The sequence below is a fragment of the Leclercia sp. CFBP8987 genome (assembly GCF_034044995.2).
In the GTDB taxonomy this organism is placed as follows: Bacteria; Pseudomonadota; Gammaproteobacteria; order Enterobacterales; family Enterobacteriaceae; genus Enterobacter; species Enterobacter tamurae.
This window is the reverse complement of sequence record NZ_CM188255.1, coordinates 760,811-774,391: the sequence shown is the minus strand read 5'-3', so window position 1 is coordinate 774,391 and position 13,581 is coordinate 760,811. Positions and strand designations below refer to the sequence as shown.

Annotated in this window: 12 protein-coding genes; 1 reads left to right on the top strand and 11 read right to left on the bottom strand. The window is 55.2% G+C overall.

Annotated features, from left to right (window positions below; all coding sequences use genetic code 11):
- Positions 1 to 2 precede the first annotated feature (2 nt).
- From mraY to leuO, 11 genes are all read right to left on the bottom strand, one after another.
- On the bottom strand, positions 3 to 1,085 hold the full coding sequence (gene mraY / locus SOM40_RS03645; RefSeq protein WP_039030377.1) for a phospho-N-acetylmuramoyl-pentapeptide-transferase: 1,083 nt from the start codon (positions 1,083 to 1,085) through the stop codon (positions 3 to 5).
- Positions 1,079 to 2,434, bottom strand: coding sequence for a UDP-N-acetylmuramoyl-tripeptide--D-alanyl-D-alanine ligase (gene murF / locus SOM40_RS03640; RefSeq protein ID WP_320529978.1), 1,356 nt, complete (start codon positions 2,432 to 2,434; stop codon positions 1,079 to 1,081). The genes mraY and murF overlap by 7 nt, the downstream gene beginning before the upstream one ends.
- Positions 2,431 to 3,918 carry a UDP-N-acetylmuramoyl-L-alanyl-D-glutamate--2,6-diaminopimelate ligase gene (gene murE / locus SOM40_RS03635; protein WP_312078809.1) on the bottom strand — a complete coding sequence of 496 codons (1,488 nt, stop codon included), beginning with the start codon at positions 3,916 to 3,918 and terminating at the stop codon, positions 2,431 to 2,433. The genes murF and murE overlap by 4 nt, the downstream gene beginning before the upstream one ends.
- Positions 3,905 to 5,671, bottom strand: coding sequence for a peptidoglycan DD-transpeptidase PBP3 (gene ftsI / locus SOM40_RS03630; protein WP_106994235.1), 1,767 nt, complete (start codon positions 5,669 to 5,671; stop codon positions 3,905 to 3,907). Before ftsI ends, murE begins: the two co-directional genes overlap by 14 nt.
- Before the next feature lie 15 nt (positions 5,672 to 5,686).
- Complete coding sequence (gene ftsL / locus SOM40_RS03625) at positions 5,687 to 6,052, bottom strand: cell division protein FtsL (RefSeq protein WP_106994234.1); 366 nt, start codon at positions 6,050 to 6,052, stop codon at positions 5,687 to 5,689.
- Positions 6,049 to 6,990, bottom strand: coding sequence for a 16S rRNA (cytosine(1402)-N(4))-methyltransferase RsmH (rsmH, locus tag SOM40_RS03620; RefSeq protein WP_320529977.1), 942 nt, complete (start codon positions 6,988 to 6,990; stop codon positions 6,049 to 6,051). The genes ftsL and rsmH overlap by 4 nt, the downstream gene beginning before the upstream one ends.
- Before the next feature lie 3 nt (positions 6,991 to 6,993).
- Complete coding sequence (gene mraZ, locus SOM40_RS03615; RefSeq protein WP_103178262.1) at positions 6,994 to 7,452, bottom strand: division/cell wall cluster transcriptional repressor MraZ; 459 nt, start codon at positions 7,450 to 7,452, stop codon at positions 6,994 to 6,996.
- Positions 7,453 to 8,051: 599 nt separating this feature from the next.
- A complete protein-coding gene (gene cra, locus SOM40_RS03610) occupies positions 8,052 to 9,056 on the bottom strand; it encodes a catabolite repressor/activator (protein WP_320529976.1) in 1,005 nt (334 codons plus the stop codon).
- Positions 9,057 to 9,235: 179 nt separating this feature from the next.
- Positions 9,236 to 9,727, bottom strand: coding sequence for an acetolactate synthase small subunit (gene ilvN / locus SOM40_RS03605; RefSeq protein ID WP_032616525.1), 492 nt, complete (start codon positions 9,725 to 9,727; stop codon positions 9,236 to 9,238).
- Position 9,728: 1 nt separating this feature from the next.
- Positions 9,729 to 11,453 (bottom strand): acetolactate synthase 3 large subunit, encoded by a 1,725-nt coding sequence (ilvI, locus tag SOM40_RS03600; RefSeq protein ID WP_320529975.1) that lies wholly within the window; start codon positions 11,451 to 11,453, stop codon positions 9,729 to 9,731.
- Between the two features lie 386 nt (positions 11,454 to 11,839).
- Positions 11,840 to 12,784: a transcriptional regulator LeuO gene (gene leuO / locus SOM40_RS03595; protein WP_106994230.1), complete on the bottom strand. Its 945-nt coding sequence runs from the start codon at positions 12,782 to 12,784 to the stop codon at positions 11,840 to 11,842.
- A 633-nt stretch (positions 12,785 to 13,417) separates the two neighbouring features.
- Between leuO and leuL the strand changes: the two genes are divergently transcribed.
- Positions 13,418 to 13,504 carry a leu operon leader peptide gene (gene leuL, locus SOM40_RS03590; RefSeq protein ID WP_106994229.1) on the top strand — a complete coding sequence of 29 codons (87 nt, stop codon included), beginning with the start codon at positions 13,418 to 13,420 and terminating at the stop codon, positions 13,502 to 13,504.
- Positions 13,505 to 13,581: the final 77 nt, after the last annotated feature.

Below are 13,581 nucleotides of genomic sequence, written 5' to 3'. Positions count from 1 at the left end.
GATTAACGTACCTTCAGCGTTGCCAGGCCAATCAGCACCAGCATCAGCGAAATAATCCAGAAGCGCACGATCACGCGCGGTTCGGGCCAGCCTTTCAGTTCATAGTGGTGATGGATAGGCGCCATCCGGAAGATGCGCTGTCCGCGCAGCTTGAAGGAGCCTACCTGCAGGATCACCGACAGGGTTTCGACCACGAACACGCCGCCCATGATTACCAGCAGGAACTCCTGACGCAGCAGTACGGCGATAATGCCCAGCGCGCCGCCCAGTGCCAGCGAACCGACGTCGCCCATAAAGACCTGCGCCGGGTAGGTGTTAAACCAGAGGAAACCGAGGCCCGCGCCGACAATCGCCGTACAGACGATCACCAGTTCACCGGCATGGCGCAGATACGGGATGTGCAGGTAGCTGGCGAAGTTCATGTTGCCGCTCGCCCAGGCCACTAAGGCAAAGCCCGCCGCGACGAAGACCGTGGGCATGATCGCCAGGCCGTCGAGGCCGTCAGTCAGGTTTACCGCGTTGCCGGTACCGACAATCACGAAGTAGGCCAGCAGGATGTAGAACAGACCCAGCTGCGGCATGACGTCTTTGAAGAACGGCACCACCAGCTCGGTGGCCGGGGTGTCTTTGCCTGCCAGATAGAGCGCAAAGGCCACGCCCAGCGCAATCACCGACATCCAGAAATACTTCCAGCGGGCGATCAGACCTTTGGTGTCTTTACGCACCACTTTGCGGTAGTCGTCGACAAAACCGATAATTCCATAGCCCACCAGCACCACCAGCACGCACCAGACGTACGGGTTTGACGGGTAAGCCCACAGCAGCACCGACACCACAATCGCGGTGAGAATCATAATGCCGCCCATGGTCGGCGTGCCGCGTTTACTGAAGTGTGATTCGGGACCGTCGTTACGCACAACCTGACCGAAAGAGAGTTTTTGCAGACGGGCAATCATGCGCGGGCCCATCCACAAGGAGATGAACAGCGCAGTCAGCAGGCTGACGATGGCGCGAAACGTCAGATAGGAAAAGACGTTAAAGCCGGAATAATATTTGACCAAATGTTCGGCCAGCCAAACTAACATGTCCCATTCTCCTGTAAAGCGTGCACAACCTCTTCCATGGCGGCACTGCGTGAACCTTTCACTAAAACTGTCACAATTTGTTGTTCTTCGACCAGGGCCTTAAGGCGGGCGATCAACGCCGCTTTATCGGCAAAATGCTCGCCGACGCCGCTGGCCTGGCTGATATTTTGACTAAGATGACCGGCGCTTAACACGCGATCGATACCGGAGGCTTTCGCCGCTTCACCCACCTGGATGTGACAGGCTTCGCTCTCATCACCCAGCTCGGCCATATCGCCGACCACCAACACGCGATAACCGGGCATCTCAGACAGAACCTGTACCGCAGCGGTCATGGAGCCAACGTTGGCGTTGTAGGAGTCATCCAGCAGCAGTTTGTTTTCCGCCAGCGGGATCGGGAACAGGCGTCCGGGAACGGCTTTCAGGTTCGCCAGACCGGCTTTGATAGCCGACAGCGGTGCGCCGACCGCCATCGTCAGCGCAGTGGCGGCGAGGGCATTGGCGATATTGTGACGACCCGGCAGCGGCAGCAGTACATCCACATCCCCCGTTGGGGTCTGCAGCGTAAATTCGGTACCGTGGGAGGTCACATGGACGTTGGTGGCGGTGAAGTCGCTGTTGGCGGCATTCGGTGAGAAGCGCCAGGTTTTACGATCCCCGATAACGCTTTTCCAGTTCAGCCAGTCGTTGTTGTCGGCATTCATGATGGCGATGCCGTCGACCGGCAGGCCGGTGTAGATCTCGCCCTTCGCTTTCGCCACGCCTTCCAGCGAGCCGAAACCTTCCAGATGCGCTGCGGCGAGGTTATTCACCAGCGCCGCTTCCGGCTGCGTCAGGCTAACGGTCCAGGCGATTTCGCCCTGATGGTTAGCGCCGAGTTCAGTCACCGCATATTCATGCTCGTGGGTCAGACGCAGGAGCGTCATCGGCACGCCGATATCATTATTCAGATTGCCTGCGGTATAGAGGGTGTTGCCACACTGACTAAGGATCGCGGCGGCCATCTCCTTGACGGAGGTTTTACCGGAGGAGCCGGTCAGCGCCACAATGCGCGCCGGGACCTGCTGGCGAACCCATGCCGCCAGTTCACCAAACGCCAGGCGGGTGTCTTTCACCACCGCCTGCGGCAGGTCGATATCCAGTTTACGGCTCACCAGCAGCGCGCCTGCGCCCGCGGCTTTCGCCTGCTCCGCAAAATCGTGCGCATCGAAACGCTCACCCTTCAGCGCCACAAACAGGCAGCCGGGAGTGATTTTACGCGTGTCGGTGGTGACCGCATCGAAGGTCAGCTCGCCGCTGACGTCTGCGCCCAGGATAGTGGCCAGCTGGCTTAGCGTTACGCTAATCATGCCATCACTCCCAGCAGACGCGCTGCGGTCACACGGTCGGAGTAGTCCAGACGATTGGTGCCGACGATCTGATAATCTTCATGGCCTTTCCCGGCCAGCAGCACGACGTCGTTCTCGCCAGCCTGCATGATGGTGTTGGTCACCGCTTCGGCGCGACCCTCGACAACACGGGCACGCCCGGCATCCAGCATCCCGGCCAGAATGTCGTTGATGATGGTGCGCGGCTCTTCGGTACGCGGGTTATCATCGGTCACAACCGCGATATCCGCGAACTGCTCGGCAATGGCCCCCATCAGCGGACGCTTGCCTTTATCGCGATCGCCGCCGCAGCCAAAGACGCACCACAGCTTACCGGCGCAGTGCAGACGGGCCGCTTCCAATGCTTTTTCCAGTGCATCCGGGGTGTGAGCGTAATCCACTACCACGGTAGGTTTACCTGGGGCAGTGAATACTTCCATCCGTCCGCAAACCGGCAACAGACGCGCGGAGGTGCTGAGCAGCGCTGGCAGCGGATAACCCAGCGCCAGCAGAGTGGCGAGAGCCAACAGCAGGTTGCTGACGTTGAACGCCCCCATCAGGCGACTTTCGATTTCGCCTTCACCCCAGGAAGAGGCAAAGCGGATGGTCGCCCCGCTGTCGTGATAAGTCACGTCAGTGGCTTTCAACCAGCGGCCGTGGCAGTTGGGATTGATATGGTCTTCCATGGAGACCGCAACGGCATCCGGCAGCTTAGCCAGCCAGCGACGGCCCACGTCATCGTCAGCATTGATAATCGCCTGACCGGCGTGGTGCGTGGCATACAGCTGCCATTTTGCCGCTTCGTAGTTTTCCATGTCGCCATGGTAGTCAAGATGGTCCCGGCTCAGGTTCGTGAACACGGAGGCGGCAAATTTGAGCGCCGCAACACGATGCTGGACCAGCCCGTGGGAAGAGACTTCCATTGCTGCGAAGGTTGCACCCTGCCCTGCCAGACCGGCCAGCACATGCTGCACGTCGACGGCGGAGCCGGTGGTGTTTTCCGTTGGGTTCACTTTGCCCAGCAGGCCGTTACCCACGGTGCCCATCACCGCGCTGGTTTCACCCAGCAGCTGCGCCCATTGCGCCATCAGCTGCGTGGTGGTGGTTTTACCGTTAGTGCCGGTCACGCCCACCAGGCGCAACTGGTCAGAAGGTTCGTTATAAAAACGCCCCGCCAGCGCGGAGAGACGTTCGGTTAACTGGCTGAGATAGATGACCGGCACACCGTGCATTTCACGGATTTCACCATCAGCGGCTTCATCTTTTGCCTCAGCAATAATGGCAGCTACACCTTGCGCTATCGCCTGCGGGATATACCGACGCCCGTCCGCCTGATGACCAACCACTGCCACAAAAAGATCGCCCGACGCAGCCACACGGCTGTCGAGTACCATCTCCCGCAGTTCTCGCGCAGGTAAACCAGCTACCCACGGAGCAAGAAGGTCGCGCAAATTACGATCTGCCACCTGTTCCCTCGCCTTGATTAATTACAAATTCACTTTTCTCGCCCGTTGCCAGCGCATCCGGCTCGATGTTCATGGTGCGAAGTACGCCGCCCATGATGGCACCGAAGACCGGCGCAGAAACGGCGCCACCGTAGTATTTACCCGCCTGTGGATCGTTGATAACCACCACCAGCGCAAAACGCGGATTACTCGCAGGCGCAACGCCTGCGGTATATGCAATGTATTTATTGATGTAGCGGCCATCCGGCCCGACTTTTTTCGCCGTACCGGTTTTAATCGCGATGCGATAGCCTTTGATCGCCGCCTTCACGCCACCGCCGCCGGGCAGGGCCACGCTTTCCATCATGTGCACGACGGTGCGTACAATCGATTCCGGGAAGATACGCTCACCGGGAACCGGCGGATCGACTTTGGTAATCGACAGCGGGCGATAGACGCCATAGCTGCCAATCGTTGCATAGACACGCGCCAACTGTAACGGGGTTACCATTAGCCCGTAGCCGAAAGAGAAGGTGGCCCTCTCTATGTCAGACCACCGTTGTTTTTGAGGATATAAGCCACTGCGTTCTCCGACCAACCCCAAATTGGTCGCTTTTCCCAGCCCAAAACGTGAGTAAGTATCTACCAACGCTGAGGACGGCATCGCTAACGCCAACTTAGAAACGCCGACGTTACTCGACTTCTGTAAAACCCCGGTGAGGGTCAATTCGCTGTAACGCGCCACGTCTTTGATTTCGTGACCGTTGATTCGGTAAGGCACGGTGTTGAGCACGGTATTTTCATTGACGATGCCGCGCTGCAGCGCCGTCATCACCACCATCGGTTTAACCGTTGAACCCGGCTCAAAGACGTCGGTGATGGAACGGTTACGCATGGCGTCTTTGGCCGTTCCGGCAAAATTATTCGGGTTATAGGACGGGCTGCTGGCCATCGCCAGCACTTCGCCGGTGCTGACATCCACCAGCACCGCGCTGCCGGACTCCGCCTTGTTAAAGGCCACGGCGTTATTCAGTTCACGATAGACCAGCGCCTGCAGACGTTCGTCGATGCTCAGCGCCAGGTTGTGCGCCGCCTGGCTGTCCGTGGAAGAGATATCTTCAATAACGCGGCCATAACGGTCTTTACGCACCACACGCTCGCCCGGCTGGCCGGTCAGCCACTTATCAAAACTCTTCTCGACGCCTTCAATCCCCTGGCTGTCGACGTTGGTAAAGCCGATCAGATGCGCGGTTACTTCCCCGGACGGGTAGTAGCGACGGGACTCTTCACGCAGGTGAATGCCGGGCAGCTTCAGCTTTTTGATGTAATCCGCCATGTCAGGGTTAACCTGACGCGCCAGATAGATAAAGCGCCCTTTCGGGTTAGCATTAACGCGGGCCGCCAGCTGATCCAGCGGCATTTTCAGCGCGTCAGAGAGAGCTTTCCAGCGGTTATCGAGAGAGATCCCGCCCGCATCATGCAGCTCTTTGGGATCCGCCCAGATCGCCTTCACCGGCACGCTGACCGCCAGCGGACGACCGGAACGGTCGGTGATCAGGCCACGCGAGGTGGAGACCTCCTGCACGCGCAGGGAACGCATGTCGCCCTGACGCACCAGCATGTCGGGAGCGATAATTTGCAGCCATGCCACGCGTCCCAGCAGGAAACCCAGCGCCAGTAAAATGCAGCCGCAAAGCAACGCAAAACGCCAGCTGATAAAGCTGGCCTGTTCTTCCTGACGTTTTGGTTTTAGCGCCTTCGCCGCGGGTTTCATGCGTCGCGTTTTCCCTTATTTTTGTACTACGATATTTTCCTGAGAAGGATCAACATGCTGCAGCTGCAGCTTTTCCGTTGCGATCCGTTCAACCCGGCTATGATCGCCGAGCGCATTTTCTTCGAGGATCAAATTTCGCCACTCGATATCCAGCGCATCACGCTCCAGCACCAGCTGTTCGCGTTGCGCCGTTAACAAACGGGTATGGTGAGCGGTGGTCACCACGGTAACCGCCGTCACAATGATGCAAATGAAAAGACACAGTGGCAGCTTGCCGAAACGCAACAGGTCGTCCCAGATAACGCCCGGCAAGGCATGACGCTCGTTGCTGCCTAACGTCTCTTTTACCTTGCTGAGGGTGTCTGCCACTCTGCCGATCATGCACTGGTCCTTTCTGCGATACGCAGCACTGAACTACGGGCGCGTGGGTTCTCTTCGACTTCCGCTTCGCCTGGCATTAACTTGCCTAAAGCGCGCAGCTGGCGACCGCCCAGTTTTCTGAGCTGCTCTTCCGTCATCGGCAACCCGGCCGGCACCTGCGGACCACGGCTTTGCTCACGCATAAAGCGCTTCACAATGCGATCTTCCAGCGAGTGGAAGCTGATCACCGACAGGCGACCACCCGGCGCCAGGACGCTAATCGAGTTTTTCAGCGCCTGCTCGATCTCTTCGAGCTCGCTGTTAACCCAGATACGAATCGCCTGGAAGGTACGGGTTGCAGGGTGTTTGAACTTATCTTTCACCGGCATGGCTGCAGCAATAACGGCCGCCAGCTCTTTGGTACGGGTCATGGGCTCAATGCGGTTGCGTTCAACGATGGCGCGGGCAATACGTTTGCCAAAGCGCTCTTCCCCGAAGGTTTTGATCACCCAGGCAATATCCGCTTCTTCTGCCGTTTGCAGCCACTCGGCGGCAGACTGGCCGCGCGTTGGATCCATACGCATGTCCAGCGGACCATCGCGCATAAAGGAGAAGCCACGTTCAGCATCATCAAGCTGCGGTGAGGAGACGCCAAGATCGAGAAGGATCCCGTCAATCTTGCCGGTTAAATCGCGCTGGCCGACATAGTCAGCCAGCGCGGAGAAAGGTCCATGAACGATGGAAAAGCGTGGGTCATCGATGGTTTTCGCCACGGCAATAGCCTGCGGATCGCGATCGATTGCCAGCAAACGGCCGTCCGCGCCCAGATGGGAGAGGATCAAACGTGAGTGGCCACCCCGGCCAAAAGTGCCATCAATATAGATGCCATCAGGACGAATATTCAGGCCGTTGACGGCCTCATCCAGTAGCACCGTCGTATGTTTATAATTTTCCATCATTTTTTATAGAGACAAATCCTGCAATCGTTCCGATAATGTTGCGGAATCGGACTGCTCAGCGTCGATATCTTCCTTGACCCGTTGATACCAGGCCGTTTCATCCCACAGTTCAAACTTATTGAACTGTCCGACCAGCATCACTTCTTTTGTCAGACCGGCATGCTGCCGCAGCACGGGCGCAATCAATAAACGTCCCGCGCTGTCCATCTGACATTCACTGGCATGACCCAATAACAGCCGCTGCACGCGGCGCTCCTGCGGGTTCATGCTCGACAGTCGAGACAGCTTTTGCTCAATGATTTCCCATTCAGGCAAGGGGTAAAGCAGCAGGCAGGCGTGGTTGATGTCAATGGTGCATACCATTTGACCAGAAGCGCTCTCGTTCAGCTGGTCGCGATATCGGGTTGGTACCGATAAACGCCCTTTGCTGTCGAGATTGACTAACGTCGCTCCACGGAACATGCCAGTCTCACCCCTCCTCGCCACTTTAACCCACAAATTCCCACTTAAGGGAGTTTACGGAGCGATGGAAAAGCTTGTCAAGCCAGGACTTCCGCGACATCTGTCTAAATGTCACTGATTTACGAATGGAAGTTGGCCCGGCTATTAACTGCACAACTGGCGCGGCAAAATTAACGTGATGAATATTTGTGAGAAAAAACGCAAATATGCATACCCGTCTTAAAAACCCCTCATATCATCACGGGGAAATATAAAGTGTCAGTTTGCGACGCGGGCGGCATTTTAAGCCATATTGCAGGGGGATGACAGCGCCAGATGCACCGCGGGCGCGAAGCCTGTAGCGGGCAGGTGCAGGCAGGGAGATCCAGAGAGAAAAAACGGCTGATAATTCAGCACCGGCGGTCGGTTATGTAACAAAATAATACAATTCATCGCACTAATAACAATAATATAAACATGAAGTGACGTTTTAAACAGTAAAGGGAATTAAAACGCGTAGCAGGCAAAGATTTTAAAGGAATTATCTTAAAAATAATGTGGAAATTAACAGGTTGAGGCAGGATGAGAAATTCAGGGCAGCGCGTACTGCCCTGACGTCATTACGAACGGCTTAATATGCCGCGACGATAAAGATTACGACGAATACGCGTCAGACCCGGTTTCGGCTTACGCGGTTCATCGAGGCTTGCCAGTACGATCTCCAGCACCCGCTCGGCCACATCGCGATGACGCTGCGCCACGGCCAGCACCGGGCACTGCAGGAAATCGAGCAATTCATGATCGCCAAAGGTGGCAATCGCCAGATCGGATGGCAGCTTGCCTTCACGACGCAAGGTCACGTCCATGACCCCCTGTAACAGCGCAAAAGACGTGGTGAACAGGGCCTGCGGCATCGGATGGGTTTCGAGCCACTTCTCGAACAGCTGGGCCGAGGCTTCGCGCTCGTAGCTGTTGGCATAGAGGTAATCCACTTCACGGGGATCGTCTTTCCAGGCGGTGCGGAAACCCTGCTCGCGCAGGAAACTCACGGAGAGTTCCGGCAATGCTCCCAGATAGAGGACATTTTCCGCCGGGAAGGTGCGCAGCTCTGCCGCCAGCATTTCAGCATCGTCCTGATCCGCACCTACCACGCTGGTGAAATGCTCACGATCCAGCGCACGGTCGAGGGCGACAATCGGGAACGCATCATTGGCCCAACGCTGATAGAAGGGATGTTCAGGGGGTAAGGAAGTGGAAACGATAATGGCATCAACCTGGCGTTGCAGCAGATGCTCAATGCAGCGCATCTCATTATCGGGCTGATCTTCGGAACAGGCGATCAGCAGCTGGTAGCCGCGCTGACGCGCCTGGCGCTCAAGGTAGTTTGCGATCCGGGTGTAGCTGGTGTTTTCCAGATCCGGGATCACCAGACCGATCGAACGGGTGCGCCCGGCACGTAAACCTGCCGCCACGGCGTTCGGATGGTAGTTATGTTCACGAACCACTGCCATGACTTTTTCAACGGTCTTATCGCTGACACGATACTGCTTCGCTTTACCGTTAATCACATAGCTTGCCGTCGTTCGCGACACACCGGCTAGCCTGGCGATTTCATCCAGTTTCACAATTGCCCCTTAAAAAAAAGAAAAGAGTCCATGACCTCGTCAGGGTTATGGCTAAATCTTGTAACATCTAAGCGCAGAATAGCCTGTCCGGCAACCGCTTTTGTCGGTACAGCGACATCGGTGCACAAAAAAAAGCCCGGTCATTCACACCGGGCAAGCTCGAGGCGAAACTTTTATCCTTAACGCATCACTTTGTCACCGCGGGAAAGTCCCACGACGCCAGAACGCGCCACTTCAACAATTTTGGCGACATCCCGCACCGAGGCGAGGAAGGCGTCCAGTTTATCGCTGGTGCCGGCCAGCTGAACGGTATAGATAGAAGGGGTAACGTCGATGATCTGCCCGCGGAAAATGTCCGCATTGCGTTTCACCTCTTCCCGCCCGTAACCGGTGGCCTGAATTTTCACCAGCATAATCTCACGTTCAACGTAAGCCCCCTGCCCCAGCTCGCTGACGCGTAACACATCAACCAGTTTGTGCAGCTGCTTTTCGATCTGCTCCAGCACCTTGGCGTCACCGACCGTCTGGATAGTCATGCGTGAGAGTGTGGGATCGTCTGTCGGGGCAACCGTCAGGCTTTCGATGTTGTAGCCGCGCTGTGCGAAGAGCCCAATCACGCGCGACAGCGCGCCGGACTCGTTTTCCAGTAATACAGATAATATCCGGCGCATATCAGGTTCTCTCCGTTTTGCTTAACCACATTTCATCCATACCGCCGCCGCGAATATGCATCGGATAGACATGCTCGGTGCCATCAACCACGACATCGACAAACACCAGGCGGTTATTGTTGACGTGCTCAAGGGCTTCGCTGAGCTTCGCTTCCAGCTCTGCCGGATCGCTGATACGAATGCCAATATGGCCGTAGGCTTCAGCCAGACGAACAAAATCAGGCAGCGATTTCATATAGGATTGTGAATGACGACCGGAATAGATCATATCCTGCCACTGCTTCACCATGCCCAGATAGCCGTTGTTCAGGTTGAGCACCAGCACCGGCAGGTCGTACTGCAGCGCGGTGGAGAGCTCCTGGATGTTCATCTGAATACTGCCATCGCCGGTCACGCAGACCACCGTTTCGTCTGGCAACGCCAGCTTAACCCCCAGCGCGGCGGGCAGGCCAAAGCCCATGGTGCCCAGGCCACCGGAGTTGATCCAACGGCGCGGCTTATCAAACGGATAATAGAGTGCGGCAAACATCTGGTGCTGACCCACGTCAGAGGTCACGTAAGCCTCGCCTTTGGTCAGTCGCCAGATAGTCTCGATCACCGCCTGCGGCTTGATGCTCTCACTTTGGGTGTCATATTTCAGGCACTGCCGCGCGCGCCACTGCTCAATCTGCAGCCACCAGTCGCGGATCTCATCGAGCGGCTGGACGCTGCTCTCCTGCGCCAGTAACTCCAGCATCTGCTCCAGAACCTGCCGCGCGTCGCCCACAATGGGCACATCCGCCGGGACCGTTTTGGAAATGGAGGTTGGATCGATATCAATGTGCAGCACGGTGGCGTTGGGGCAATATTTCGCCAGATTATTGGTAGTGCGATCGTCAAAGCGCACCCCCACAGCAAAAATGACATCGGAATTGTGCATCGTCATGTTGGCTTCGTAGGTGCCGTGCATACCGAGCATGCCGAGCGCCTGACGATGACTGGCCGGGAACGCCCCCAAGCCCATTAATGAAGAGGCTACCGGCAGATTCAGCTTTTCGATAAGCGTGCGCAGCTGCGTTTCACACTTAGCATTCACCGCCCCGCCGCCGACATACACCACCGGCTTTTTGGCGGCGATCAGGGTTTGCAGCGCCCGCTTGATCTGGCCTTTGTGCCCCTGGGTCGTTGGATTATAGGAGCGCATGCTGACTGACTCTGGCCAGACATAAGGCAGTTTGTTCGCCGGATTGAGGATATCTTTCGGCAGGTCAACCACCACCGGCCCCGGACGCCCGCTCGCCGCCAGCCAGAAAGCTTTCTTCAACACGCCGGGAATATCTTCCGTCTGTTTGACCAGGAAACTGTGTTTCACCACCGGACGGGAGATGCCGACCATATCGCACTCCTGAAAGGCATCGTAGCCAATCAGCGAGGTCGCGACCTGACCGGAGAGCACCACCATCGGAATGGAGTCCATATAGGCGGTAGCGATACCCGTAATGGCGTTGGTTGCGCCGGGGCCGGAGGTTACCAGCACCACGCCAACCTCACCTGTCGCACGCGCCAGTCCGTCGGCCATATGTACGGCAGCTTGCTCATGACGCACCAGGACGTGATCGATACCGCCCACGGTATGTAGCGCATCGTAAATATCGAGGACCGCGCCCCCGGGGTAGCCGAACACTTGCTTCACGCCCTGATCGATTAACGACCGGACGACCATTTCGGCGCCAGACAACATCTCCATGATTAGCCTCCAGGCTTATCGTTTCAGACGGACAGGAAAAATATGCACCGTGCCGTCTTTTTTGTCAGGGTCACCCCTGGCGTTTTTTTATTGTGCAGAGTGACAGTTACCATAACCGCTCCCCGGAAGGCAGGCAATTAGCAAACCCGCGCGAACGCAGAAGCGTGAAAGAAGAAATATGAGGTATTAATATTTGTTATGGATAAATCAACTACGATAACGAAGCGCCGTGAGCATTCATCATTTAAAAAGGGAAAGGTGCAGTAATTCATGCAATTTTACTGACCGAAAGCGGCAATGAAAAAAATGGCTACAGAATAATATTTCAATAATAAAAAGAAAGTCAGGATAAATAACAACAACAGCGCCATTTATCCTGAGGTCGATTAGCGGCGGCAGACGCTCACCAGCAGCTCTTCCATCCACTGATGGCCTTTGTCGCGTCCGGCAGCTTCATGCCACGAGAGATAACACGTCCGCGAGTTCAGGTTCAACGGCAGCGGCAATATCCGCAAATTCAGCGGCTCGGCAAACTCCTCTACCAGCCAGCGCGGCGCAATAGCAACCAGCTGCGTTTGCGAGACGACGTTTAATACGCTGACCATCGCCATTCCCTGATACGCTACGCAGGCCTGTCTATCCGGGGTGTCATACCACGGCTGGCTAAAGGATGCGTAGCGATCGAGGGCGACGACCGCATGCTGTTCGCGATAAATATCGCTCTCCAGCAGCGTACCGTGCAGGCGCGGGTGTGTTTTGCTGGTCACCAACACCATTTCATCTTTGAATAAGGGTACGCAGGAAAATTCCGGACGGCGGAACTCTTCATAGCCAATCACAAACTCGGTTTCCTGATAACGCAGCTGATGTTCAGTATTCTGGTTAAGGGAAGACTTGAACACCAGATGAATATTAGGAGCGACCTTTTCAACCTTATTATAAATAAGCGAGGTCAGATAATTATCGAGAGGGCTGCAAACACACAAATGGAAAATACGCTCGCTGCTGGACGAGTCGAATCCCGATCCCGGCAGCTCATTCTGCACAAGCTGCAAAGCCTGGCGTACCGATGCAAACAGCTGGAATGCCCGTGCCGTAGGCTGGATCCCGCGGCCATAGCGCACAAACAGTTCGTCATTGAACATGACCTTGAGTCTGGCAACGGCATTACTCACCGCGGGCTGGGACATCCCCAGCGACTGCGCGGCACGCGTGATATTTTGCTCCTGCATCACCGCATCAAATACCGTTAACAGATTCAGATCTACCGTACGGAGCTGTGGTTTTGCCCCGTCGAGTGCTGCCGGTTTTTCATTTTTTTCTTCAGACATATCCTGCTCCACTGTCACGCTAAACTCCCTTTACTCGTCCGCAACAATCATTTTTAAAAATATGATTTACCACGCATATAAAACAAGAAAAAGAGAAATGTTACAAATTAGGAATATATAAATACCCGTCAATCGTGACAGGGACACAAAATAAAACGTGAGAACATGTTCAGAGAGAAAAAACATATCTATAAGTTTATAGATCGAATGAAACCATAAATCACACAAATAAACAATATGGCGTTTAGTTAAGGCTTATTTAAGTTTTAATAAAATATTAATAGCAACTTAATTTAAATGCTTAACATTTTATTATCAGTAACACTACCTTCGCAGGCTTTATACGCTTGGCATCAGGCTAACATAATGAAAGTTAACACATTCAAAAGGCCGATGTATTGTTTCGAAAGTTTGAACAATTGCAATTAAGTATATTAAAACAATTCTATCGATGTATTCAGCGACATCCTGCAGAAGAACAAAATTGTCAGAAAGGGAAAAACCAGCACAATAAGCTAATTCCACTGATGGCGTCTGGTATGCCGAATCACCGTTTTCACCTCTCAGGGGTTGACATCAAACGGCGTATCCAGTACCACTAAAAGCATATCTTATTTATCTGGGGCATGATTCATGAATCACAGCATTCGTTTCACCGGTCTACTACTACTAAACGCATCCACTGTGCGCGGTAGGCTGGCGGGCGAAATTCAGCGTTGAATCGTTCTCTGGTAACACAAAAAACCCGCGCCACTGCGCGGGTTTTTTTATGCTCGTAGCAAGGCGCCCAAATTCAG

Coding starts and splice junctions, on each gene's coding strand:
- mraY (WP_039030377.1), bottom strand. CDS start 1,085: ATGTTAGTTTGGCTGGCCGAACATTTGGTCAAATATTATTCCGGCTTT.
- murF (WP_320529978.1), bottom strand. CDS start 2,434: ATGATTAGCGTAACGCTAAGCCAGCTGGCCACTATCCTGGGCGCAGAC.
- ftsI (WP_106994235.1), bottom strand. CDS start 5,671: ATGAAACCCGCGGCGAAGGCGCTAAAACCAAAACGTCAGGAAGAACAG.
- ftsL (WP_106994234.1), bottom strand. CDS start 6,052: ATGATCGGCAGAGTGGCAGACACCCTCAGCAAGGTAAAAGAGACGTTA.
- rsmH (WP_320529977.1), bottom strand. CDS start 6,990: ATGATGGAAAATTATAAACATACGACGGTGCTACTGGATGAGGCCGTC.
- mraZ (WP_103178262.1), bottom strand. CDS start 7,452: ATGTTCCGTGGAGCGACGTTAGTCAATCTCGACAGCAAAGGGCGTTTA.
- ilvN (WP_032616525.1), bottom strand. CDS start 9,727: ATGCGCCGGATATTATCTGTATTACTGGAAAACGAGTCCGGCGCGCTG.
- ilvI (WP_320529975.1), bottom strand. CDS start 11,453: ATGGAGATGTTGTCTGGCGCCGAAATGGTCGTCCGGTCGTTAATCGAT.
- leuO (WP_106994230.1), bottom strand. CDS start 12,784: ATGTCTGAAGAAAAAAATGAAAAACCGGCAGCACTCGACGGGGCAAAA.
- leuL (WP_106994229.1), top strand. CDS start 13,418: ATGAATCACAGCATTCGTTTCACCGGTCTACTACTACTAAACGCATCC.